At 69.9% G+C, this 22,927-nt stretch carries 21 protein-coding genes and 1 pseudogene; 17 read left to right on the top strand and 5 right to left on the bottom strand.

Annotation, left to right across the window (positions count from 1 at the left end; genetic code table 11):
* The first annotated feature begins 24 nt into the window (after positions 1 to 24).
* From YS110_15940 to YS110_16010, 15 genes are all read left to right on the top strand, one after another.
* Entirely contained in the window at positions 25 to 1,119 is a 1,095-nt protein-coding gene (locus tag YS110_15940; GenBank protein ID UJB66138.1) for an ABC transporter substrate-binding protein, read from the top strand.
* Between the two features lie 66 nt (positions 1,120 to 1,185).
* Entirely contained in the window at positions 1,186 to 2,241 is a 1,056-nt protein-coding gene (locus tag YS110_15945; protein ID UJB66139.1) for an ABC transporter permease subunit, read from the top strand.
* 1 nt (position 2,242) lies between these two features.
* Positions 2,243 to 3,385 (top strand): ABC transporter permease, encoded by a 1,143-nt coding sequence (locus tag YS110_15950; protein ID UJB66140.1) that lies wholly within the window; start codon positions 2,243 to 2,245, stop codon positions 3,383 to 3,385.
* Positions 3,382 to 4,989, top strand: coding sequence for an ABC transporter ATP-binding protein (locus YS110_15955; protein ID UJB66141.1), 1,608 nt, complete (start codon positions 3,382 to 3,384; stop codon positions 4,987 to 4,989). Before YS110_15950 ends, YS110_15955 begins: the two co-directional genes overlap by 4 nt.
* A complete protein-coding gene (locus YS110_15960) occupies positions 4,986 to 6,830 on the top strand; it encodes an ABC transporter substrate-binding protein (GenBank protein UJB66142.1) in 1,845 nt (614 codons plus the stop codon). The genes YS110_15955 and YS110_15960 overlap by 4 nt, the downstream gene beginning before the upstream one ends.
* 50 nt (positions 6,831 to 6,880) lie before the next feature.
* Positions 6,881 to 8,671 (top strand): ABC transporter ATP-binding protein, encoded by a 1,791-nt coding sequence (locus YS110_15965; protein UJB66143.1) that lies wholly within the window; start codon positions 6,881 to 6,883, stop codon positions 8,669 to 8,671.
* Positions 8,658 to 10,535, top strand: coding sequence for an ABC transporter ATP-binding protein (locus tag YS110_15970; protein ID UJB66144.1), 1,878 nt, complete (start codon positions 8,658 to 8,660; stop codon positions 10,533 to 10,535). Before YS110_15965 ends, YS110_15970 begins: the two co-directional genes overlap by 14 nt.
* 107 nt (positions 10,536 to 10,642) lie before the next feature.
* On the top strand, positions 10,643 to 11,293 hold the full coding sequence (locus YS110_15975; GenBank protein UJB66145.1) for a TonB family protein: 651 nt from the start codon (positions 10,643 to 10,645) through the stop codon (positions 11,291 to 11,293).
* Complete coding sequence (locus YS110_15980) at positions 11,290 to 12,084, top strand: MotA/TolQ/ExbB proton channel family protein (protein UJB66146.1); 795 nt, start codon at positions 11,290 to 11,292, stop codon at positions 12,082 to 12,084. The genes YS110_15975 and YS110_15980 overlap by 4 nt, the downstream gene beginning before the upstream one ends.
* A gap of 22 nt (positions 12,085 to 12,106) precedes the next feature.
* Positions 12,107 to 12,538 carry a biopolymer transporter ExbD gene (locus YS110_15985; protein ID UJB66147.1) on the top strand — a complete coding sequence of 144 codons (432 nt, stop codon included), beginning with the start codon at positions 12,107 to 12,109 and terminating at the stop codon, positions 12,536 to 12,538.
* A 7-nt stretch (positions 12,539 to 12,545) separates the two neighbouring features.
* Entirely contained in the window at positions 12,546 to 12,965 is a 420-nt protein-coding gene (locus YS110_15990) for a biopolymer transporter ExbD (GenBank protein ID UJB66148.1), read from the top strand.
* A gap of 65 nt (positions 12,966 to 13,030) precedes the next feature.
* Complete coding sequence (locus YS110_15995; protein UJB66149.1) at positions 13,031 to 13,474, top strand: MarR family transcriptional regulator; 444 nt, start codon at positions 13,031 to 13,033, stop codon at positions 13,472 to 13,474.
* Between the two features lie 46 nt (positions 13,475 to 13,520).
* The gene (locus tag YS110_16000) at positions 13,521 to 13,940 is read left to right on the top strand and encodes a glycerate kinase (GenBank protein ID UJB66150.1); all 420 of its coding nucleotides are present in this window, start codon (positions 13,521 to 13,523) and stop codon (positions 13,938 to 13,940) included.
* Between the two features lie 48 nt (positions 13,941 to 13,988).
* Entirely contained in the window at positions 13,989 to 14,927 is a 939-nt protein-coding gene (locus YS110_16005) for a branched-chain amino acid transaminase (GenBank protein UJB66151.1), read from the top strand.
* Positions 14,928 to 14,932: 5 nt separating this feature from the next.
* Positions 14,933 to 15,139: a zinc-finger domain-containing protein gene (locus tag YS110_16010; protein ID UJB66152.1), complete on the top strand. Its 207-nt coding sequence runs from the start codon at positions 14,933 to 14,935 to the stop codon at positions 15,137 to 15,139.
* 96 nt (positions 15,140 to 15,235) lie between these two features.
* On the opposite strand, the pseudogene YS110_16015 reads toward YS110_16010, so the two are convergent.
* Positions 15,236 to 15,979 (bottom strand): annotated as a pseudogene (locus YS110_16015) (glycosyltransferase family 25 protein).
* 779 nt (positions 15,980 to 16,758) lie between these two features.
* Between YS110_16015 and YS110_16020 the strand changes: the two are divergent.
* A complete protein-coding gene (locus YS110_16020; GenBank protein ID UJB66153.1) occupies positions 16,759 to 17,988 on the top strand; it encodes an O-antigen ligase family protein in 1,230 nt (409 codons plus the stop codon).
* Here the strand turns inward: YS110_16020 and YS110_16025 are convergent.
* The 3 genes from YS110_16025 to YS110_16035 all read right to left on the bottom strand — a co-directional run bounded on the left by YS110_16025 (position 17,985) and on the right by YS110_16035 (position 20,933).
* Positions 17,985 to 18,896, bottom strand: coding sequence for a hypothetical protein (locus tag YS110_16025; protein ID UJB66154.1), 912 nt, complete (start codon positions 18,894 to 18,896; stop codon positions 17,985 to 17,987). The genes YS110_16020 and YS110_16025 overlap by 4 nt on opposite strands.
* 88 nt (positions 18,897 to 18,984) lie before the next feature.
* Positions 18,985 to 20,058: a nitronate monooxygenase gene (locus YS110_16030; protein ID UJB66155.1), complete on the bottom strand. Its 1,074-nt coding sequence runs from the start codon at positions 20,056 to 20,058 to the stop codon at positions 18,985 to 18,987.
* 23 nt (positions 20,059 to 20,081) lie between these two features.
* On the bottom strand, positions 20,082 to 20,933 hold the full coding sequence (locus tag YS110_16035) for a LysR family transcriptional regulator (GenBank protein ID UJB67486.1): 852 nt from the start codon (positions 20,931 to 20,933) through the stop codon (positions 20,082 to 20,084).
* A 107-nt stretch (positions 20,934 to 21,040) separates the two neighbouring features.
* On the opposite strand from YS110_16035, the gene YS110_16040 reads away from it, so the two are divergent.
* On the top strand, positions 21,041 to 22,303 hold the full coding sequence (locus tag YS110_16040) for a YbfB/YjiJ family MFS transporter (GenBank protein ID UJB66156.1): 1,263 nt from the start codon (positions 21,041 to 21,043) through the stop codon (positions 22,301 to 22,303).
* Positions 22,304 to 22,481: 178 nt separating this feature from the next.
* Here the strand turns inward: YS110_16040 and YS110_16045 are convergent, their stop codons facing one another.
* The gene (locus tag YS110_16045; protein ID UJB66157.1) at positions 22,482 to 22,853 is read right to left on the bottom strand and encodes a hypothetical protein; all 372 of its coding nucleotides are present in this window, start codon (positions 22,851 to 22,853) and stop codon (positions 22,482 to 22,484) included.
* Between the last annotated feature and the right edge of the window lie 74 nt (positions 22,854 to 22,927).

Here is a 22,927-nt window from a genome sequence, read left to right on the forward strand (position 1 = left end):
TTCGCCATTGAAAAGGATGCATCCATGACCACCCCGACGCTCGACAAGATCTGGTTCACCCGCTGCCCCGTCCCCACCGCCACCGGCCTGGCCTACAAGCTCGGCTGGCTGGACGAGGAGTTCGCCCGCGACGGCATCGCCGTCGGCACGCTGCAGGACCGCGACGAGCGCAGCCACAGCACCGAGGAGGAACGGCGCACGCTCGCGCGCCACCACTACGACCACGACCTGCCGGGCCTGTTCCGCGAGGGCGGCAACATGCTGGCGATCGCCGCGCGGGCCCAGGGCGCGCCGAACCGGCTGATCGGCCTGACCTGGATCGAGGAAGGCCAGCGCATCATCGTGCGGTCCGATTCCGGCATCACCGAACCGGCGCATCTCAAGGGCAAGCGCATCGCGCTGCCGGCCTTCAGCGAGCGCCCGATCAAGGACCACGTGCGCGGCAGCAGCATCGGGCGCGGCATGACGCTGGCGGGCTTCAAGGGCGCGCTGTCGCTCGCCGGCCTGACCTTCGACGACGTGGAGTTCGTGGAAACGCCCGTGCAGCTGCCGTCCCCGGGCCTGGCCAATCCGGGCGGTGGCAACTGGTCAGGTAGCCTCTGGTCCGGCCTGCGCCAGTTGGCGGATGGCCAGGTGGACGCCGCCTATGTGAAGGGCGCCGCCGCCCTGGACGCCGCGCGCGAGCTGGGCCTGGTCGTGGGCATCGAGCTGGACGCCTTCGAGGACAAGCGCACCCGCGTCAACAACGGCACGCCGCGCCCGATCACCGTGCACCAGGACCTGCTGGACCACCACTTCGACATCGTGGTGCGCTTCCTCTACCAGAGCCTGCGCGCGGCCGAATGGGCCAAGGACAACCTGGAAGGCGTGCGCAAGATTCTGCAGACGGAGACGCGCGGCACGGGCGACGGCGTGGCCGCCACCTACCGCAACGGCTTCCACAGGACGCTGCACCCCGATCTTTCGCCCGAGAGGCTGGAACTGTTCGGGCTGCAGAAGAAGTTCCTGCTGCTGCACGGCTTCCTCGACGGCGACTTCGACCTGGCGGCCTGGGCCGATCCGCGCCCGCTGGAAGCCGCGTACCGCCTCTTGCAGGAGCGCAGCCGCCTGGCGGCCTGAGACCTTCGCCGGTTCCTTTCGCGGCTGCCGTGCCTGATGGGGCAGCCGCGCTTTTTCCCTTTTCCCATGTGGTCCTACATTCTCAAGCGCCTGCTCATCCTGGTCCCGACCCTGATCGGCGTGATCACGCTGACCTTCGTCGTCACGCAGTTCGTCCCGGGGGGGCCGGTGGAGCAGGCGCTCATGGCGCTGGAGCAGGACGGCAGCCAGGGCGCGGAATCCAGCGGCGGCGGCGTGGCCGCCTACAGCGCGGGCCGGGGGCTGGATGCCAGGCAGGTCCGGCAGCTCGAGGTGCTGTACGGCTTCGACAAGCCGCCGCTGGAGCGCTACTGGCTCATGCTCGCGCGCTTCGCGCGCTTCGACCTGGGCGAGAGCTACTTCCGCCACCAGAGCGTGTGGGGGCTGATCCAGTCCAAGTTGCCGGTGTCGGTCTCGCTCGGGCTGTGGACCTTCGTGCTCACGTACCTGATTTCGGTGCCGCTGGGCGTGGCCAAGGCCGTGCGCGCGGGCTCGCGCTTCGACCTGCTCACCAGCGTGCTCGTGCTGCTGGGCTACGCCGTGCCGGGCTTCGTGCTCGGGCTCATGCTGCTGGTGCTCTTCGGCGGCGGCTCGTTCTGGGACATCTTCCCGCTGCGCGGCCTTACCTCGGACCACTGGGCCGACCTGGGTCCGCTGGCCAAGGCGCGCGACTACCTCTGGCACATGGCGCTGCCGGTCATCGCGTCGGTCACCGGCAGCTTCGCCATCAAGACCATGCTCACCAAGAACGCCTTCCTGGAGGAGACCCGCCGGCAGTACGTGCTGACGGCGCGCGCCAAGGGGCTGTCCGAACGCACGGTGCTCTGGAAGCACGTGATGCGCAACGCGCTGCTGCCGCTCATCACCGGCTTTCCGGCGGCCTTCATCGGTGCGTTCTTCACCGGCAGCCTGCTCATCGAGACGCTGTTCTCGCTCGACGGCCTGGGCCTGCTGGCCTACGAGTCGGTGAAGAGCCGCGACTACCCCGTGGTGCTGGGCACGCTGTACCTGTTCACGCTGCTTGGCCTGCTGACCAAGCTGGTCGGTGATGTGGGCTACGTGCTGGCCGATCCCCGCATCAAGTTCGATGCCCAGGAGCGCTGAAATGTCCGCACAACCCTTTCCCGCCACACGCTTGGCTGACGTTCTTGGAGCCGTTGCAGACGCATCGGCCGCAGCCGCGCCCGTGGCCCAGCCATCACCCGCGCGGATCGTGTGGCGGCGCTTTCGCGCCCATCGGCTCGGCTACTGGAGCCTGTGGCTGCTGGGCCTGCTGTTCGCCGTGAGCCTGTGCGGCGAAGTGCTCTCGAACGACCGGCCGTTGCTCGTGCGCTACGAGGGCCAGTGGTTCGCGCCTGTCCTGCACAGCTATCCGGAAACCGCCTTTGGGGGCGTGCTCGACACGCCGGCCGACTTCCACGACCCCTTCGTGCAGGCGCAGCTCGCGCGGTCCGGCAACTTCGTGCTGCGGGCGCCCAACCCCTGGTACTACGACACCATGAAGTACCAGACGGCGCTGCCCCATCCGTCGCCGCCCTCGGCCGAGAACTGGCTGGGCACCGACATCATCGGCCGCGACGTGCTGGCCCGGCTGCTGTACGCCGTGCGCGTCTCGCTGCTGTTCGGGCTGGCGCTGACCGCCTCGGGCGTGCTGCTGGGCGTGGCGCTGGGCGCCCTGCAGGGCTACTTCGGCGGGCGCGTGGACCTGGTCACGCAGCGGCTCATCGAGATCTGGGGCTCGCTGCCCGAGCTCTACCTGCTCATCATCTTCGCCTCGTTCTTCGAGCCCAGCCTGCTGCTGCTGTTCGTGCTGCTCTCGCTGTTCGGCTGGATCGGCCTGTCGGACTACGTGCGGGCGGAGTTCCTGCGCAACCGCCAGCTCGAATACGTGAAGGCCGCGCGCGCCATGGGCCTGTCGAGCGGGCAGATCATCTGGCGCCACATCCTGCCCAACAGCCTGACGCCGGTCATCACCTTCCTGCCGTTCCGCGTCAGCGCCGCCATCATGGCCCTGACCAGTCTGGATTTCCTGGGCCTGGGCGTGCAGCCGCCCACGCCGAGCCTGGGCGATCTGTTCGCGCAGGCCAAGACCTACCTGTACGCATGGTGGATCTCGGTGCCGACCTTCGCCGTGCTGGTGGCGACGCTGCTGCTGCTCACCTTCATCGGCCAGGCGCTGCGCGAGGCGCTGGACACGCGGATCGACGCGCCCGGCGCGCAGGCCGGACCGGCGGAGGACGCGGCATGAACGCCCCCCTGCTGTCGATCGACAACCTGTCGGTGCGCTTCGGCGCGCGCACGGTGGTGCACGACCTCAGCCTGGCGCTCGCGGCGGGCGAGCGCGTGGCGCTCGTGGGCGAGTCGGGCTCGGGCAAGAGCGTGACGGCGCTGTCCATCCTGCGGCTCGCACAGGGGGCCAGCCACCAGGGCCGCATCCGCCTGGGCGGGCTGGATCTGCTCCAGGCCAGCGACGCGCAACTGCGCGCGGTGCGCGGGCGCGACGTGGCCATGATCTTCCAGGAGCCCATGAGCGCGCTCAACCCGCTCTACACCATCGGCAACCAGGTGGCCGAGACGCTCACGCTGCACGAGGGGCTGGACGCGCGCGCCGCGCGCCAGCGCACCATCGCGCTGCTGGAGCGCACCGGCATCCGCGAGCCCGAGCGCCGTGTGGACTGCTACCCGCACCAGTTGTCGGGCGGCCAGCGCCAGCGGGCCATGATCGCCATGGCGCTGGCGTGCCAGCCGCGCCTGCTGATCGCCGACGAGCCCACGACGGCGCTGGACGTGACCATCCGCGCACGCATCGTCGAGCTGCTGCTGCAACTGCAGCGCGACCCGCCCGGGCGCAACGGCCAGGCCGCCGATCCCATGGCGGTGCTGCTCATCACGCACGACCTGCACCTGGTGCGCAGGTTCGCCCAGCGCGTGGCGGTCATGGAGCGGGGGCGCATCGTCGAGGTCGCCGACACGGCCACGCTGTTCGCGTCGCCGCGCCATCCCTACACCCGCCGGCTGCTCGACAGCATTCCGGTGCGCGAGGTCGATCCCGTGCCGCGCGGCGCCGCGGTGCGCCTGCGCACCCAGGGGCTGCAGGTGCGCTACGAGCGCCAGCGGCCGGGCGTGCGCAACTGGTTTCGCCGCGATGCCTTCCAGGCGCTGGACGGCGTGGATCTGCGCCTGCGGGCCGGCGAGACAGTGGGCGTGGTGGGCGAATCCGGCTCGGGCAAGACGACGCTGGCCATGGCGGTGCTGGGCCTGCAGCGTGCGGCCGCCGGCCGCATCGAGGTGGGCGGCCAGGCGGTGACGGGGCTGTCGGCGCGGCAAAACCGGGCGCTGCGTGCCCGGCTGCAGGTGGTGTTCCAGGACCCGTTCGGCTCGCTGTCGCCGCGCCAGACCGTGGCGCGCATCGTGGGCGAGGGGCTGGCGCTGCACCACCCGCACCTGGATGCGCCGGCGCGGCGCCGGCGCGTGGCGCAGGCCCTGGCCGACGTGGGTCTGGGAGAGGATGCTCTGCAGCGCTACCCGCACCAGTTCTCGGGCGGCCAGCGCCAGCGCATCGCCATCGCGCGGGCGCTGGTCGTCGGGCCCGAGATCGTGGTGCTGGACGAGCCGACCTCGGCGCTCGACGTGTCCATCCAGCGCCAACTGCTGGCACTGCTGGTGCGGCTGCAGAAGAAATACGGGCTGAGCTACCTGCTCATCAGCCACGACATCGCCGTGGTGCGCGCCATGGCGCACCAGATCATGGTCATGAAGGACGGCCGGGTGGTCGAGCGCGGCGAGACCGAGGCCCTGATCGCCAGCCCCCGCCATCCCTATACGCAGTTGCTGCTGCGCGCATCGTCATGAGACCCCTGCTTCGTTTCCTCGCCATTGCGTTGGCCCTGGCCGGCGGCTGCCTGCTGGCGCCAGCCGCCCAGGCCGCGCACGGCATCGCGCTGTACGGCGAGCCTCGGCATCCGGCGGGGTTCGCGCACTTCGATTACGTGAACCCCCGGGCGCCCAAGGGCGGCACGCTGGTGATGCCCAACCCGGCCTATGGCGCCAGCAGCTTCGACAAGCTCAACCCGTTCACGCTGCGCGGCACGGCGCCGCCCGCCATGACCGAGCTGGTCTTCGAGACCCTGGCCGTCTACAGCCTGGACGAGGAGGCCACCCAGTACGGACTGCTGGCCGAAGACATCCGCGTGGCGCCGGACCGCCGATCGGTGACGTTCCGGCTGCATCCGCGCGCGCGTTTCAGCAACGGCGACCCCGTCACGGCGCAGGACGTGGTGCATTCGTTCGACACCCTGACGGGCGCGCAGGCCAGCCCGCGCTTTCGCGCCTATTTCGCCGACATCGCCGCCGCCGAGGCGCTCGACGCGCAGACCGTGCGCTTCCTGTTCCGCAGCGATGCCAAGGAGCTGCCGTTCGTCGCGGGCGACCTGCCGGTGTTCGCGCGCAAGTGGTCGCGCCGGGCCGATGGAACCACGATCCCGTTCGACGAACTGCAGACCGTGGCGCCGGTGGCCAGCGGGCCCTACGTGGTGGACCGCGTGGACTACACGCGCAACAACATCCGCTACCGACGTAACCCGGATTACTGGGGCGACGCCATTCCCACGCGCAGGGGCACCTACAACTTCGACCGCATCGTCTTCAAGCTCTACCGCGACTACGAGCTGCAGGTGCAGGCGTTCAAGGCCGGCGAGTTCGACGCCATCAACGAAGGCAAGGCGCGCAGTTGGTGCTGCATCTATACCGGGGCGCGCTTCGACAGCGGCGAGCTGGTGAAGAAGCTCTTTCCCCACCAGAACGTGCCGGGCATGAACGGCTATGTCTTCAACGTGCGGCGCGAGAAGTTCAGGGACGTGCGCGTGCGCCATGCACTGTTCCTGGCGCTGGACTTCCAGTGGGTCAACCGCAACATTTTCTACAACGAGTACAAGCGGCCCTACAGCTACTTCTCCAACAGCGACCTGGCCGCACGGGGCCTGCCCACGCCTGACGAACTGGCCCTGCTGGAGCCGTGGCGCGGCCAGCTCGACCCGGCCGTTTTCGGCCCCATGGTCGAGATGCCCGATACCGATCCGCCGCGCAGCTACCGCGACAGCCTGGTCGAGGCGCAGCGCCTGTTCCGCGAGGCGGGCTGGGTGTGGCGGGACGGCGCGCTGCGCAACGCGCGCGGCGAACCCTTCACGCTGGACGTGCAGATGACCGAAGGGGTTCCGCTGCCGCGCATCGAGACCTTCCTGCGCAACATCGAACGCATGGGCGTACGCGTGCGCCGCTCGGTGGGCGATGCCGCCACATCGCGCAAGCGCATGCAGGAGTTCGACTACGACCTGACCATGATCAGCTTCCGCGAATCGCGCAGCCCCGGCGCCGAGCTGCACCGCAAGCTCAACAGCGCGGACGCGGACCGCAAGGGCTCCGAGAACATCATCGGCGTGAAGTCGCCGGCGGTGGACGCCCTGATCGCCCGCATCATGGCCGCCACCACGCAGCGGGAGCTCAAGGCCGCCGCCGGCGCGCTGGACCGCATCCTCATGCACGGCTACTACGTAGTGCCCGAGCGCTACTCCTTCGAGCACCGGCTGGCCTACAACACGCGCCTGGCCTATCCAGCGACCCTGCCCCGGTACTACAGCCCCTACGAATGGCTCATGCGCACCTGGTGGGACACGGCGGCCCAGGCGGTGCCGTAGCGCATCCCCGGCTTGCGGCGTCCCTCCTCTCCATTTCCTTGCTTTCTTCCATGCTCCAACGAAGTCCCCTGCTGCGCTGTCTGGCCCTGTACCGCCGCACGCCCCTGCTCTTCCTCGCCACCGTGGCGCTGTTCGCCGTGCTGAACCTGAGCCTGTCCTGGCAGCAGTGGCTGGTGGGCCGCGCGGTGAACGACGTGGCCAGCGGGCAGGCGGTGACGGTCCTGGCGGGCGGTGGCCTCGACTACGGCGGCCCGGGCCACGGCCTGTGGCACTGGGTGCTGGTCATCGTCGGCGTGGCGGCGGCGCGCGGCGTGCTGCAGTACGGCACGAACGTCCTCGCGCAGACCATCGGCCAGCGCCTGATGCTCACCTTGCGCGAGATGATCCTGGTGCAGGTGCAGCGCCTGCACCTCGGATACCACCTGCGCCACGGCATGGGAGAGATGGTCACGCGCACGACGCGCGACGCCGACAAGGTGCGCGACGCCTTCATCACGTTCTGGCGCCAGGTGGTGGACACGGTGTTCGTGGTGCTCGCCGCCGTGGGCCTGCTGTGCTGGTACGACCCGTGGCTGGGCGTGGTGGCCCTGGGCCTCACGCTCGTGGGCATCGCGCTGTTCATCCAGCAGACGGGGCGGCTGGTGGAGCTGGACCGCGCCGTGGGCGAGGCCTATGACCGCGTGAACCAGGACCTGAGCGAAGGCATCAGCGGTGTGCGGGTCATCAAGTCCTTCGGCCTGGAGGCCCGCCGCATCGGCGCCTTCTCGGCGCAGGTCGGCGTGTTCGCGGCGCAGGCCCGCGCCGCGTTGTGGTACGCCAGCACCCGCATCCCCGTGCCGCAGGTCGTCGTGGCCATGGCGCACGTGTGGATCCTGGCCTACGGCGCCTGGCTGGTGGGGCAGGGGCGCATGGGCCTGGGCGAGCTGACCGCGTCGCTGCTGATCGCCACCACGCTCGTGTTCCGTATCGAGGGCATCGGCCGCGTGATGCAGGCGTTCGCCGATGCCCGCTCGTCGGCCGGGCGCATCTGGGAGATGCTGGATGCGCAGCCCGCCATCGTGAGCGGCGCGGGCGTGCTGCCGGCAGGCCCCCTGGGCGTGCGGCTCGACGGCGTGGGGCTGTCGCTGGTGGCGGGCGGCGCCGCGGTGCTGGAGGACTGTTCGCTGGCCGTGGCGCCCGGCGAGTTCGTGGCCGTGGTGGGCGGTACCGGCTCCGGCAAGAGCACGCTGGCGGCGCTGCTGCCGCGTTTTCTCGACGCGGAGCGCGGCAGCGTGCGGCTCGGGACGGCGGGGGGCACCGAATGGCTGGACGTGCGCATGCTCGATCTGCCCCGGCTGCGCCAGCGGGTGCATCTGGTCACGCAGGAGACCTTCCTGTTCTCCGACACCCTGGGCGCGAACCTGCGCATGGCGGCGCCCGACGCCAGCGACGCACAGTTGCGCACGGCCTTGCACCGCGCGGCGCTGGACGATTTGCTGGAACAGTTGCCCGAGGGGTTCGACACGCTGCTGGGCGACCGGGGCGTCACCCTGTCGGGCGGGCAGCGCCAGCGCCTGAGCCTGGCGCGCGCGCTGCTGGCCCGGCCCGACCTGCTGGTGCTGGACGACGCCACCAGCGCGCTGGATGCCGTGACCGAGCGGCGCATCCTCGACGGCATCCGCCGCACGGAGGGGGCGCCCACCATCGTGCTGGTGGCCAGCAAGCTGTCCACGGTGCTGCAGGCCGACCGGGTGGTGATGCTGGCCGGCGGGCGCGTCGTAGCCAATGGCACGCACGAGGCGCTGGCGGCGCGGCACGAGGGCTACCGCCAACTGATGGGGCTGGACCATGGCGCCCGGTAACCGCGCCCAGGGCGGGCGCGGGCTGCCGCGCAAGGCGATGAGCGACATCGAGATCGAAGAGGCTCTGGCCCAGCGGCCGCTCAACGCGATCATCGTGGACCGGCTGCTGCCGCTGCTGCGGCCCGTGCGCCGCGAGATCGCGCTGGTGGCCTGCTTCGAGGTGCTGCTGGTGGGCGCGATGTTCGCGCGGCCCTGGTTCGTGCGCGTGCTGGTGGACCGGGGCCTGCTGCCCCGGGAGGCGGGCGGCTGGGCCGTGGACGCGGGCCTGGTCGGCTGGCTGTCCCTGGGCCTGGCGTTGAGCTGGGTGGCGCGGTTCCTGTTCGCGGGCGCGTCCCAGTACGTGGGGGGCAAGGCCGCCATCGCGGTGCTGAATGCGCTGCGGGTGCAGGTGTTCGCGCACGTGCAGTCGCTGAGCCTGCGCTACTTCGACCGCACGAAGGCCGGGCGCATCATCTCGCGCGCCGACCGCGACGTGGACGCGCTGGAGCCGCTGCTGATCCAGGGCCCGCCGGAGCTGCTCTCGGCCCTGCTGCGCTGCGGCCTGGCGGCGGTACTGCTGTGGCGCATCGCGCCCTCGCTGTTCCTGAGCCTGCTGGCTATCGTGCCGCTGCTGTTGCTGGCCATGTGGGCCTTCAAGCGCAGTTCGCAGTCGAGCTGGGCGCGCATTGCGGAGAACCGCAGCCGCTTCACCGCGCACCTGGTGGAGACGGTGTCGGGCGTGCAGGTGCTGCAGCAGACCGGGCAGGAGGAAGCCAACCGCGCACGCTACCGCGTGCTGCTGTGGGACTTCAGTTGGTCGCTCATCCGCAACGGCATCCGTTCGGGCTGGTTCCTGCCGTTCACGGCCGTGCTGACCAGCGCCGGCATGGCCATGCTGCTGTTCGCCGGGGCGCGCGGGCTGGCCCTGGACACGCTCACGGCGGGGCAGATGATCGAAAGCCTGTTCTACGTGATGCTGTTCCTCGGCCCGCTGCAGGAGCTCAGCGACCTGTTCGAGCGCTACGCCACCGGGTCGGCCAGCGCGCAGCGCATCTTCCTGCTGCTGGACACGCGCCCCGAGATCGTGGACGCGCCCGGTGCGCAGCGCCTGCCTGCGGCGCAGGGCGTGGTGGCGTTCCGCGGCGTGGGGTTTGCCTACGACCCGCGGCGCCCGCGCCCGGTACTGCAGGACATCGACCTGCAGGTGCCGGCCGGCGAGACGCTGGCCATCGTGGGCCGCACCGGCCACGGCAAGAGCACGCTGGTGCAGTTGCTCGCGCGCTTCTACGAGGTGGGTGAGGGCGCCGTGCTGCTCGATGGCGTGGACGTGCGCGCGCTGCGCCAGCAGGACTTGCGCCGGCATGTGGGCGTGGTGCTGCAGGACAACGTGGTGTTCAGCGGCAGCGTGCTGGACAACCTGCGCCTGGCCGCCCCGGCAGCCACCGAGGAGGAGCTGATCGACGCCGCCCGGTCGCTGGGCGCCGACGAGGTGCTGCGGCGTCTGCCGCACGGCTACCACACCGAGGTCGGCCCGCTGGGCCGGCACCTGAGCCACGGCCAGCGGCAACTGGTGTGCCTGGTACGCGCCTTCCTGGCGAATCCCGCCGTGCTGGTCCTGGACGAGGCCACCTCGGCCGTGGACGTGCAGACCGAGCAGCGCATCCAGAAGGCGCTGCGCCGCCTGTGCGAAGGCCGCACCGCGATCGTGATCGCGCACCGGCTCTCCACCGTGCGGCATGCGGACCGCATCGCCGTCATCGAACACGGCCGCGTCGCCGAGCTGGGCCGCCACGAGGAGCTGCTGGCGCGCCACGGCGCCTATGCGGCGCTGTATGCGGCCTATGCGCAGGGTGGCGAGCCCGTGATGGCGGAGGCGGTTCCTTGATTTCGTACTTACCTTATCCGTTCAATTTCGTTGTGGAAGCACCGCGCGAAAAATACGATTCGCTGCCCGGACCGCGAGAGCCGAAAGGCGCACAGCCGCATACATCCATGAGCCACGCCCTGCCATCTGCCCCCCCTTCCCGACGCCTGGCGGGCCTCGCCACGATCATCGGCCTGCATGTCGGCGCGTTCTACCTGCTCGCCAACGGCCTGTCGCGCGAGAGCGTGCAGGCCGTCCTGAACCCGGTGCAGACGCGCCTCATCCAGGAAGTCAAGGCGCCTCCCCCGCCACCGCCGCCGCCCAGGCGGGACATCGTCCGCCAGCCCGCGCGCACCCCGCCGCCGCCTCTTTATGCGCCGCCGCCCGAAGTGGCCGTGGCGCCCGCACCCGTGGTGGACACGGTGGCGGCTGCGCCCGTGCAGGCGCCGCCCGCTCCTGCGGCCCCCACGGCCCCGCCGCCGCCTGCGGCTGCGCCATCGCCGCCCGCCGTGCTCAGCGCGGGCGTCGTGTGCCCGAACTCGGCCCAGGTGCGCGCCAGCACGCGCTATCCGGCCGTCGCGCAGCGGCGCAACATCACCGGCGATGTGCTGGTCGAGTTCCTCGTGGCCGCCTCGGGCGTGATCGAGGACATCCAGGTGCTGGGCCAGGCCAACGGCATTCTGGCTTCCGCCGCCATCGAGGCCACGCGCAAGTTCCACTGCGAAAGCCAGGGGCGGCCGGTGCGCGTGCAGGTTTCCTACAGCTTCCAGATGCAATGAGCCACCGGCTCGCCATGAAACGGAGTATTTCCATGCCCCCCCTTTCCCGTCCTTCCATCGGTGCCCGTTCCCTGGCCACGGGCCTGGTCCTGTTGTTCTCCAGTGCCGCGGTCCTGGCGCAAGTCCCTGATGCAGCAGCAGCCAACCCTTACGGCGTGCGCGCCCTCTGGGAGGGTAGCGACGCGGTGGCCAAGGGCACGCTGCTGATCCTGGCCCTCATGTCGCTGGGCAGTTGGTACGTCATCCTGGGCAAGCTTATCGAGCAAGCCCGGCTGCGGCGCCATGCGCGCGCCAGTGCAAGGCTCTGGAGCGCGTCGCAGGTGAACGAGGGCATCGCGGCCCTGCCGGCCGCCAGCCCGTTCCGCTACATCGCCGAGACCGGCCTGGGCTCGGTGGAAAAGCACGGCGCCGTGGGCGCGCACATCGACTTCAACGACTGGCTGGCGCTATCCATCCAGCAACCCATAGAGCATGTGCAGAACCGGCTGCAAGGCGGCCTGGCCTTCCTGGCCACCGTGGGGTCCACGGCACCGTTCGTAGGCCTGTTCGGCACGGTATGGGGCATCTACCATGCGCTCACGGCCATCGGCCTGTCGGGGCAGGCGTCCATCGACAAGGTGGCGGGGCCGGTGGGGGAGGCGCTGATCATGACTGCCATCGGCCTGGGCGTGGCCGTGCCGGCCGTGCTGGGCTACAACTGGCTGGTGCGGCGCAACAAGGTGGCGCTGGACGGCATCCGCGCCTTCGGCTCCACGCTGCATTCGGCCCTGCTGGCCATGCCGGCACGCTGACACGGTGCCAGGAGGAGTTCCCATGGCCATGCAGATCGGCGCCGGCGACGGCGGGCCTGACGAAGTGGTTTCGGCCATCAACACCACGCCCCTGGTGGACGTGATGCTGGTGCTGCTGATCATCTTTCTCATCACCATCCCCGTGGCCACGCAGTCCGTGGCCGTAGCGTTGCCGCAAGAGAAAGCCGTGCCGCGGCAGTCCCGGCCCGACACCGTGAGCATCGGCGTGGACAGCGCTGGCGGCCTGTTCTGGAATGCCGGCCGCCTGTCCGGCGAGGCAGCGCTGCTGGAGCGGCTCAAGCAGGTATCCGCCCAGGTGCCGCAGCCCGAGATCCAGATCCGGGGCGACCAGGACGCGCGCTACGAATTCATCGAGAGGGTGGTGCACGCCAGCCAGCGTGCCGGCATCCACACCGTCAGCTTCATCACCGAGCCGCCGCCGCGCGGCACTTGAGAGTCCCATGCCTCTGCCTCCCAGGCCGGCCGATGCCGGCGATGCCCAGGTCCTCGTGGACATCAACACCACGCCGCTGATCGACGTGATGCTGGTGTTGCTCATCATGCTGATCATCACCATTCCGATGCAGCTCGACAGCGTGAACCTGAACCTGCCGACGCCCGCCGCCGAGCCGCCCCGGGTGGTGCCCGAGGCCGTCCAACTGCAAATCGGCGCCGATGGCGCCCTGCGCTGGAATGGCGAGGCCGTGGCCGACGCGGGCGAACTCCAGGGCCGGCTGCACGCGGTGGCCGGTCTGGCGGCGGTGCCGGAGCTGCACATCCGCCCGGACCGGCACGCTGCCTACAAGCATGTTGCGATGGTGCTGGCGGCAGCGCAGCGCCAGGGGCTCTCCAAGCTGGGCATCGTGAGCCAGGCAGAGTGACCCGTCCTGCCGCATGGGCCACCGAGCCCCCGCCCTTCCAGCTTCCTGAAGAGGAGCCGGCCTCCGTGGACAGCGAGGCCGAACTGATCGCGCTCGCCAATATCCTGCACTCGCCCATCATCAGGCTGTGGCGGCAACTGCGCTCGGAAGCGGAGCACCTTCAGACGCCGGCGTTGCACGTCACGCTGCTGTTCCAGATCCGCGCGCAGCCGGGCATCGGCGTCAGCGAGCTGGCCGCGCGCGAGCGCATGCGGCCCTCCTCGATGAACGTGCACCTGCGCGAACTGAGCGAGGCGGGGCTGATCATGCGCGACGACGCACCCCACCCGGACCGGCGCCGCGTCGGTTTGGCCATCACGCCTGCGGGGAGCGCGTTCCTGGAACGGGTGCTGCACCTGCGCTACCGCTATCTGATCCAGAAGCTTGCCGGCATGAGCGCATCCGACCGGGCGAGCCTGAAGGCGGCCATACCGGCGCTGGTGCGCCTGAGCGCGGGATACGTTCCCTGATCCGTGGAACGGCCCGCCGGGACACGTTCCCCGACAATGGCGCACCATGACTCTGCGCAACATCGCCACGCTCCTGGGCATCGTGCTGCTCGCCGCCGTCGCGTGGCACGCCTACGGACCGCCAGGCCTCCTTGCCGCGGGCGGCGGCCTGGTCATGTGGGGGTTGCTGCATTTCACGCGTCTCGTGCATGTGATGACGCGCGCCGCGCGCAGCCCCATCGGCCACGTGGGCAGCGCGGTGATGCTCAACGCCAGGCTGAAGTCTGGCGTGAACCTGATGCACGTGGTCGCCCTGGCGCGCGCGCTCGGTGAAGCGCGCTCCGCCGAAGGGCTGCAGCCCGAGGTCTATCGCTGGACCGATGGCACCGGCTCGCATGTGACGTGCGAGTTCGCCGGCGGCTGCCTGGTGCGCTGGAAGCTGGTGCGTCCAGCGCCTTTGGCGGATGGGCAGGCTGGCGAATCGTAAAATCGCGGTCTTTGCGGCAGCGTGCCGCAAACCCTTCAAAGGATTCCCATGAGCCCCGTAGTTCCCTCGATGGCCGATCGTGACGGCAAGATCTGGATGGATGGCCAGATGGTCGATTGGCGCGATGCCAAGATCCACGTGCTGACCCACACGCTGCACTATGGCTGCGGCGCCTTCGAAGGCGTGCGCGCCTACAACACCGCCGGCGGCACGGCCATCTTCCGCCTGCAGGAGCACACGGAGCGCCTGTTCAACAGCGCCAAGATCCTGCGCATGAAGCTGCCCTTCACGCCCGAGCAGCTGAACCAGGCCCAGCTCGACGTGGTCAAGGCCAACAAGCTCGAGAGTTGCTACCTGCGCCCGCTGGTGTGGATAGGCGACAAGAAGCTGGGCGTCTCGCCCAAGGGCAACACCATCCACGCCATGGTGGCGGCCTGGGCCTGGGGCGCGTACCTGGGCGAGGAAGGCCTCAAGCGCGGCATCCGCGTCAAGACCAGCAGCTACACGCGCCACCACGTCAACATCACGATGACGCAGGCCAAGGCGGTGAGCAACTACAGCAACTCCATCCTGGCCAACATGGAAGCCACGGACGACGGCTACGACGAGGCCCTGCTGCTCGATGCGGCCGGTTTCGTCTCCGAAGGCGCGGGCGAGAACATCTTCGTCGTGAAGAACGGCGTGGTCTACACGCCCGACCTGTCGGCCGGCGCGCTCAACGGCATCACGCGCAACACCATCTTCCACATCGCCAAGGACCTGGGCCTGGAGATCGTGCAAAAGCGCATCACGCGCGACGAGGTGTACATCGCCGACGAAGCCTTCTTCACCGGCACGGCCGCCGAGGTCACGCCGATCCGCGAGCTCGACCGCATCGAGATCGGCGCCGGCAGCCGCGGCCCGGTCACCGAGAAAATTCAGAACGCGTTCTTCGACATCGTGAACGGACGCAATCCCCAATACGCCCACTGGCTCACCAAGGTTTGACCACCATGACGCAAGCTGTCGTCGAATTGCTCGCCAAGGACCTCAACGGCAATGGCGGTGTCTATTGCCCCAACCCCAAGGCCGACATGAAGCTGTGGAACACCCACCCGAAGGTCTACATCGACGTGGCGCACCACGGCGAGGGCAAGTGCCCGTACTGCGGCACCGTGTACCGCCTGAAGGCGGGCGAGGTGGTCAAGGGCGGGCACTGAGCCCGTGCCCGGGGATCGCCCCGGGCTTCTCCTGTTTTGATAGCTGCTAGCGCTTGCTGCGTAAGCCTTTGCGCCGGTTTTGGCCTGTAGTCCTTGCTACAGGCCTTTTTGCGTGCGCAGGTGGCGTGCATTGCCCCAGGTCAGGCGCGCCTTCATGGCCAGCTTGCGCCAGCGCGTGGCCCAGCGGGCGGGCGTGCCGCGCCCGGCGATGGTGCTGTCCTGGCTGGTCACGTCCAGCCGCACCACGGGGGGCTGCACCCCGAGGATGCGCAGGCCGTTTTCCCACCAGAAGCGCAGGTCGATGTCGATCGGGCGGCCAAACGGTACCCGGCTGTCGAGCAGCTTGCGCGCGCCCGCGCGGCTCACCACGTAGCCCGCGGTGAAGCTCGGCACGCGCCGGTACTGGATCAGCCGGTGCGTGGGAGTCAGGGGCCTGGCGGCGCGGATTTTCTCGCCCGCGGGGCGGCCCATGAGCTTGACCATGTCCCAATCGCCCTCCAGCGCGACGATGGCCTGCACCACCGGGGCAAAGGCTTCTTCCAGCACCACGTCGTCCTCCAGCACGACCAGGGCCGGGGCGTCACTGGCCAGCAGCTGGCGCCATGCCTGGATGTGGCTGGCATAGCAGCCCTTCTCGCCATCGACCAGCGGCTGGTAGTACTGGCTGCGGTTGCGCTCCGGGCTGTACAGCGGGCCTTGCGCGGCCTGCGGCAGGTGCTTCCACCACACGGCGGGCAGGCGCTCCCCCGGCAGGCCCAGGCGGGCGAGCTGGGCCTCGATGCGGGCGCGGCGTTCGCTGTCCTTGTCGAGGTTGATGAAGACCAGGGGCAGCATTCACAGCCTCCACCAGCGGCGCCGGGGTGCGGGGGCATCGTCGCCCAGGCGCTGCGCCAGCGCGAGGTAGTGCGCGAAGTTCAGCGGGCGGTCCTGCGTCACGTCGGCCGCCACGGCAGCGAGCAGGGCGCCGTAGGCCGGCTTGCGCGACTCGAACAGATGGAAAAAGTCGCGCTGGCCGTAGAACGTGCCAATGCCGAACACGCCTTCATGGCCCAGGGCCCACTTGGGTATCAGGGTCGCCGTGGGGGCCGGCATGGCCAGGGCGATGCCGCGCGCGCGCGCCAGCGCGCTCAGCACCTCGGCCGCGTCGTGCTGCTTGCTGGTTTGCAGGTCGGGCTTGCCCAGCGCCTCCCACAGCCCCTTGCGCAAGGCCATGAACATGGGGCCGGCATAGACCTGGTTGCCCGGCTTGTGGTTGGAAAACTGGGCCAGGCCGAACAGGGCGCCGGCCTGCGCCTGGGCAATGGCCCCGAGACAGGCCTGGCGGTGCAGGGGGAAGGCATCGATATCGCAGAAAATCACGACATCGTCGCTGCCGTGGCGCTCCAGCACCTCGGTCATCCAGCGGCCATGCGGCTGCTGGTGCGCGCGTTCCTGCTGCAGTGGCAGGTCCAGATGGGCGAAGACGGCCCGTTGCTGTTCCAGAATGTCCGCCGGGATGTTGTCCCAGTACATGGTGTGGATCACGGGCAGTGGGTGCATGGGACGGGGTCGAAGGACAAGGGCGCGGGCCGCGGAGGTGCGCGCCATTGTATGGACAGAAAAAGGGGATCGATTTGTTCTTGAAGCGGATTCAGCCGCGCCTTCTGCTGGCGGCCCAATGGAGCCTGGTCGCCGCGTTCCTGTTGTTCCCCGTGGCTTTCGCGCCCGGCAACGTGGCCATCGCGCTGGCTTTCCTGCTGTCTCTGGCGGCGGGGGGCTACCGCGCGCGCTGGCAGGCGGTGCGCGGCATGCCGGTGGTCTGGTGGGCGCTGGGCCTGTACGCGGTGGTGCTCGTGGGCGCGCTCTACAGTCCGGCGCCCGGCGCGGATATCGGCATGCATCTGAGCAAGTACGGCAAGCTCCTGCTGCTTCCCGCCCTGCTGCCCCTGCTGGCGCAGGCCGCGTGGCGCACGCGGTGCCTGAACGCCTTCATGGCTGCCATGGGGTTCATCCTGGCGTCGGTCTACGCCAACGTGTTCTGGCAGTTGCCCTGGTCCGTCACCCAGAACCAGGGCTGGGGCGGGGACCATACCGTGGTGGGCGACTACATCACGCAGAACATCATGATGGTCTTCTTCGCCACGGCGGCCATCGCGCGCGGGCAGTCGGCACAGGGCCGGCGCCGCTGGGCCTGGTGGCTGGCGGCCGCGCTGGCGGCGGTGGCGGTGACCCAGCTTTCCCAGGGGCGCACGGGCTACCTGCTGCTCTGCGTGGCGGCGGCAGGCTATGTCTTCCTGGCGCTGCGCGGGCGTGCGCGCTGGGTGGTGCTGGGCAGCATGGCGCTGGCCATCGGCGGCGTGCTGGCGACTTCGCAAACCGTGCGTGACCGCATCGCCCTCGGGCTGAACGAGGCGGCGCAGAGCAGCAGCATGGAAATCACCAGCATCGGCGGGCGCGTCAATTTCTGGAAGCACACCGCGCTGCTGATCGAGGAAAAGCCTTTGCAGGGCTGGGGCACGGGCAGCTACCACAGCGTCTGGTGCCAGCGTGTCACGCAAGAGGGCTGGTGCTGGTTCGGCGGCTGGCATCCGCACAACCAGTACCTGTTCTTCTGGATGGAGAACGGCGTGCTGGGGCTGGCGCTGTTCCTGCTGCTGGTGAGCGCGCCCGCGCGCGCCAGTGCGCGCGCGGCGGCGCTGGACCGTCCCCTGCTGTGGGCCTTCTCCCTGATTTTCGCCGTGGACAGCCTCATCAACTCCCCCCTGTTCAGCGGGCGCGAGAGCCATTTCTTCATCATGCTGCTGCTGTGGCTGTGCGCGCAGGCGCACTTCGGTGGCCGCGGTGCGCAGCCTACCCCCGCAGTGGTTTAGATGAACTGCCGGTGCCAGTGCAGCATGTCGTGCCGCGCCAGCAGCGCCTGGGGAATGGGCGGGTGCGGGGCCTGCATGAAGGCGCCAAGGCGGTCCGGCGCATCGTGGCCATCGACGAAAACGCGCCCGGGGGTGTAGAGGTCGTCCCGCACCGCCGCGGCGCGGGTGGTCAGCAGCTTCTTGCCGAAAAAAGCCGCTTCCAGGCTGCGCACCGTGGGCCCGCTCTGGTGCGGCTGCACCACCTCCAGCAGGCAGCGCGCGCGGCGCACCCACGCCAGGTTCTCGGCGTAGGGCAGGGGCGCCGGGGTCAGCAGCGCCCTTTCCTGCGCCGTGTAGGCGCGCTGCCGGTCGGGCGTGATGTGGAAGTGCACCCGCAGCCCGGCCTGGCGCGCCGCCGCGTGCAGGCGCGCCAGCGTGGGCATGCGCCCCTTGTCCTGGCCCACGAAGTACAGGTCGATGTCCTGCGTCACGTCGCCCTCCAGGTACGGGGAAACGTCCCGGTACACCTGGTCGACCAGGCGCAGCCCGTGGCGCTGCGCGTCCTCGGGGTCGAAGGTGACGACCTCCATGCCGAGCCCTTTCAGGGCCCGGATGTGCACCAGGCGCAGCAGCGGGTTCTGCTGGTAGTCGCGCACGGGGTTCCAGGTGAACAGGGTGCGCCGTCGCGCGCGGATGTGGCGGCGCAGGATGCGCAGCTCCTTGATGTTCTCCACGCCGAAGACCAGCACGCTGTCCGTTGGCTCGATGGCGCGCAACTGGGCCAGGTAGCCGGCCGCGAACGCACGCGAGCGCAGCCCCGCCCAAGGCAGGCTGGCCTCGGCGAACTTGGCCAGCGAATGGGTCAGGCCCCGGTCGTGGCTGCCGTGCGGCAGCACCCGCACCCCCTCGGCGCCTTGAAGGCGCTCCATCACGAAAGCGGTGAGAAAGAAACGGGTGTTTGCTATCACATGCAGCATGGGCGCCGACTATAGGGCCTGCGCATGTGCCTCGTGTGTCTCAGGCCGCCATTCGTTCGCGTGCCGCCTGCCATTCACGGGCCAGTTCCTGCACCAAGGTGGCTGCAGGCAGGGCGCGCGCGGCCGCCACGCCCTGGCCGGCCCACAGGGCCAGGTAATCGCCGTCGTCCGCCTCGGCGGCGGCGCGGCGCACCGGGCCCATCAGCGCGTTGTGCACGGGGTAGGCCGGCCAGGCGTCCTCCAGCGGCTGCAGCTGCGCCATCATCGCGTTGGCGATGCCGCGCGCCGGGCGGCCCGAGAAGGACCGGGTGATGCGCGTTTGCGTGGCGTCTGCCCGCGCCAGGGCGGCGCGGTAGGCCGGGCCTATGCCCGACTCGGGGCACGCCAGGAAGGCCGTGCCCATCTGCACCGCCTGCGCGCCCAGGGCCTGGGCGGCGGCGATGCCGCGCCCATCCATGATGCCGCCCGCCGCGATCACCGCCACGTCCCGGGGCGCCAGCGCATCGACGCACTGCGGCACCAGCGCCAGGGTGCCCACCTGCGCGGCCGTGAAGTCGCCGAGGAAGGTGCCCCGGTGCCCGCCGGCCTCCAGCCCCGAGGCGCAGACCGCATCCGCCCCCACGTCGGCCCAGGCCAGGGCCTCCTGTACCGTGGTGGCCGTGCCGATCACGGTGCAGCCCGCCGCGTGCAGGCGCTGCACCTGCGCGGCCTCCAGGATGCCGAAGGTGAAGCTGGCGAAGGCCGGGCGCAGTTCCAGCAGGGTCTCGAACTGCGCGGCGAAGTCCTCGCACCAGCGGGCGGGCACGCCGGGCTGCAGGCCCCATTGGGCGTACAGCGGCGCCAGCCGCTCCAGCGCCTGGGCCACGGCGGCCGGGTCGGGCGCGGGCGTTTGCTGCACGAACAGGTTGATGCCGAACGGCTGCGCCGTGAGGCGCCGCACCTCGGCCGCGGCTTCGCGCATGGCGGCGGGCGAGCGCATGCCGCAGCCCAGCATGCCCAGGCCGCCAGCCTGGGAGACGGCGGTGGCCAGGCGCGCCGTGTCGGCGCCCGCCATGGGGCCTTGGACGATGGGCAGGCGCACACCGCGCGCCGCGAGCAGGGAGGGTTTGGACATGGGAAAGTGCCTGGGATGAAAGGTCAGGAAAGAAGAAGGGTGTCGCGCAGCGCGTCGAGCGCCGCCGAGCGGTAGCCGCGGCGCCAGGCCAGCAGCGTGTCGATACGGGCCAGCAGGTGCTGGCCCAGGGGCTGCGGCAGCGGCGCGAGCGCCAGCACCGAGCGTGGCACCACGCCCACGCAGGTGCCCGCCGCCACGCACGCCAGGATGGCGTGGTACGAGCCCAGCTCCAGCAGGCGCAGGGGCTGGGCGCGCGGGGCCAGCCAGTCCTCGGCCAGGCGCCTGTAGGTGCAGCCGGGCTCGAAGGCGGCGAGCGTGCCGGGCCGCACGTCCTGCGGGCCCTGCACCGGCGGGTGGCCCGCGGGCAGCACCAGCAGCAGCTCTTCGGTGAAGACGGGCACGGTGTCCAGCGCCGCATCGGGCGGCTGCCCGGGCGCGCAGGCCACCAGCACGGCATCGAGCGCGTGGGCGCGCAGCCTGTCCAGCAGCACCTGGCTGGCGCCCGTGCACAGCTCCAGCGCAATGTTGGGCCACTGCCCATGCAGGCGCGCCAGGGGCGCGGGCAGGCGGCTGGCGGCCGTGCTTTCCATCGAGCCCAGGCGCAGCCGCCCTGCGGGCTGGCCCGGGTGCAGCGCCTGGCGGGCCTCTTCGGCCAGAGCCAGCAGGCGGTGGGCGTAGTCCAGCAGCACCAGGCCCTCGGGCGTCAGCGCCATGCGCTTGCCTTCGCGCAGGAACAGCGCCACGCCCAGCTCGGCCTCAAGCTGGCGCACGCGCGTCGTCACGTTGGACTGCGCGCGCTGCAGCCGCTCTGCCGCCCGGGTGACGCTGCCCTCGGCCGCCACGGTGCGGAAGATGTCCAGCGCGGTCAGGTCCATCGGAGGAAGTTTCATCTTTTTAAAATATGAATATATAAAATTCAATCTCTTGATAAGATGTTAAACCTCCCCCTACCGCCTGGCAAGCTCGGCGCCAGCCCCTTTCAATGGCCTCCGCCCCTTCTTCTCCCCGCAGCGTCACGCCGTTGGCCATCGCGTTCGCCGGCATGGCGGCCCTGGCGTCGGCCATGGGCATCGGCCGCTTCGCCTTCACCCCGCTGCTGCCCATGATGCTGCACGACGGCGTGGTGGACATTCCCCAGGGCAGTTGGCTGGCCACGGCCAATTACGCGGGCTACCTGGCCGGCGCGCTGCTGTACATGGCCTTGCCGTGGCTGCTGCGCCGCCTGGGCAGCGGGCGCGACATCACCACGCTGAACGCCTGGCTGGTGCGTGCCGGGCTGGTCGCCACAGCGCTGCTGACGGCGGGCCTGGCGCTGCCCTGGCCGGCGGGCTGGCCCGCGCTGCGGCTGCTGGCGGGCATCACCAGCGCGCTGGTGTTCCTGGGCACCGTCAACTGGTGCATGGCGCGCCTGGCGCAACTGCGCGCGCCCGCGGTGGGGGGGCTGGTGTTCTGCGGGCCGGGGCTGGGCATTGCGCTTACTGGCCTGTCGGCCAGTGCCATGGTGGCGGCGCAGTGGAGCGCGGCGGCGGGGTGGGCCGTGTTCGCGCTGCTGGCGTGCGTGCTCGGCGCGGGCGTGTGGCGCACGTTCGCGCCGCAGCCGGGGCCGCACGGCGCGGGCCCGGCGATGGCCGCGCAGGCCGAGGCGCCGCCGCCCTGCAGCGCGCCGGAGCGCACGCTGCTGGCCGTGGCCTACGGCCTGGCGGGCCTGGGCTACATCGTGACGGCCACCTTCCTGCCCGTGATCGCCCGCGTCGCGCTGCCCGCGGGCTCGGCCTGGCCGGACCTGTTCTGGCCGATTTTTGGCGCCGGGGTGGCGCTGGGGGCGCTGCTGTCCACGCGCATCTCGCCCACGCGCGACAGGCGCGTGCTGCTGGCCTGGGCCTACGTTTTGCAGGCCGTGGCGATTGCCCTGGGCCTGCTGTGGCCGGGGCGCGCGGGGTTCGCGCTGGGCAGCCTGCTGCTGGGCCTGCCGTTCACGGCCATCACCTTCTTCGCCCTGCAGGAAGCGCGCCACCAGTGGCCGCAGGCCGGCGCCGGGTTCACCGGGCTGCTCACGGCGCTCTACGGCATTGGCCAGATCGTGGGGCCGCCCCTGGTGGCGTGGCTGCTGGCGCGCGCGCCGTCGCAGGCGCAGGGTTTCGACTGGGCACTGGGGGTGGCGGCGGGGGCGTTGGTGCTGGGGGCGGGGATGTATGCCCTTATGGCCTGGTGCTGGGCTGCCGAAATGGCAACTGGAAAGAAATAGAAAAAAACAATCCAATATGTAACTATTTGGTTGAATAGGTAATTTGCCCGGGGAGAATCTCAAAAGAAAAATTTTTTGAGAGGGCGCCATGGCAATGGGTGTCGGGAGAATGTGCTGCGATAAGGACATTACTCCATTCCGAATGTTTGCTTTGCGGGGCTTCATGTCCCTTGTCTTGTCATCCTTGCTGATGCAAGCGAATTTCGCCATGGCAATGGATTTCACGGTTGAGCGGGCGAGTCTGTTTGCCAGTCATGGCTCCATGGTGTATGAAGACAGAAGAGAGTCCATCACTTCGGCAACCTCTGCCGCATCCTCCATCGAAGTTGTTCATTTCGAGAAAACCATTGCGTCGGCTCGGCGTATCGAATGGAAATGGCATTTGCGCAATGCCTCCAACGCCCCCGTCAGCGATTTGCGCTTGACGGCTTTCATTGATGTCGATCTGGCAGCCTCTACCAATACTTATTTCAATGAGGCGGGCCTCCAGGCGGGGTTGACGCCACCATCCGGCCATATTGCTGCAGATCGCTGGGAAATCGGCGAGCAAGGGTACTGGACGGGCTCGCTGTTGTCGCGGGCTGCTGTGGGCGATTTGCGCAACGCCACTACCGCTGCTGTGCC

Source organism: Acidovorax sp. YS12 (genome assembly GCA_021496925.1).
Taxonomy (GTDB): Bacteria; Pseudomonadota; Gammaproteobacteria; order Burkholderiales; family Burkholderiaceae_C; genus Paenacidovorax.

Coding starts and splice junctions, on each gene's coding strand:
- YS110_16040 (UJB66156.1), top strand. CDS start 21,041: ATGGCCTCCGCCCCTTCTTCTCCCCGCAGCGTCACGCCGTTGGCCATC.
- YS110_15955 (UJB66141.1), top strand. CDS start 3,382: ATGAACGCCCCCCTGCTGTCGATCGACAACCTGTCGGTGCGCTTCGGC.
- YS110_15970 (UJB66144.1), top strand. CDS start 8,658: ATGGCGCCCGGTAACCGCGCCCAGGGCGGGCGCGGGCTGCCGCGCAAG.
- YS110_16030 (UJB66155.1), bottom strand. CDS start 20,058: ATGTCCAAACCCTCCCTGCTCGCGGCGCGCGGTGTGCGCCTGCCCATC.
- YS110_15975 (UJB66145.1), top strand. CDS start 10,643: ATGAGCCACGCCCTGCCATCTGCCCCCCCTTCCCGACGCCTGGCGGGC.
- YS110_15940 (UJB66138.1), top strand. CDS start 25: ATGACCACCCCGACGCTCGACAAGATCTGGTTCACCCGCTGCCCCGTC.
- YS110_16035 (UJB67486.1), bottom strand. CDS start 20,933: ATGGACCTGACCGCGCTGGACATCTTCCGCACCGTGGCGGCCGAGGGC.
- YS110_15945 (UJB66139.1), top strand. CDS start 1,186: ATGTGGTCCTACATTCTCAAGCGCCTGCTCATCCTGGTCCCGACCCTG.
- YS110_15960 (UJB66142.1), top strand. CDS start 4,986: ATGAGACCCCTGCTTCGTTTCCTCGCCATTGCGTTGGCCCTGGCCGGC.
- YS110_16005 (UJB66151.1), top strand. CDS start 13,989: ATGAGCCCCGTAGTTCCCTCGATGGCCGATCGTGACGGCAAGATCTGG.
- YS110_15990 (UJB66148.1), top strand. CDS start 12,546: ATGCCTCTGCCTCCCAGGCCGGCCGATGCCGGCGATGCCCAGGTCCTC.
- YS110_16025 (UJB66154.1), bottom strand. CDS start 18,896: ATGGAGCGCCTTCAAGGCGCCGAGGGGGTGCGGGTGCTGCCGCACGGC.
- YS110_15950 (UJB66140.1), top strand. CDS start 2,243: ATGTCCGCACAACCCTTTCCCGCCACACGCTTGGCTGACGTTCTTGGA.
- YS110_15965 (UJB66143.1), top strand. CDS start 6,881: ATGCTCCAACGAAGTCCCCTGCTGCGCTGTCTGGCCCTGTACCGCCGC.
- YS110_16000 (UJB66150.1), top strand. CDS start 13,521: ATGACTCTGCGCAACATCGCCACGCTCCTGGGCATCGTGCTGCTCGCC.
- YS110_15985 (UJB66147.1), top strand. CDS start 12,107: ATGGCCATGCAGATCGGCGCCGGCGACGGCGGGCCTGACGAAGTGGTT.
- YS110_16010 (UJB66152.1), top strand. CDS start 14,933: ATGACGCAAGCTGTCGTCGAATTGCTCGCCAAGGACCTCAACGGCAAT.
- YS110_15980 (UJB66146.1), top strand. CDS start 11,290: ATGAGCCACCGGCTCGCCATGAAACGGAGTATTTCCATGCCCCCCCTT.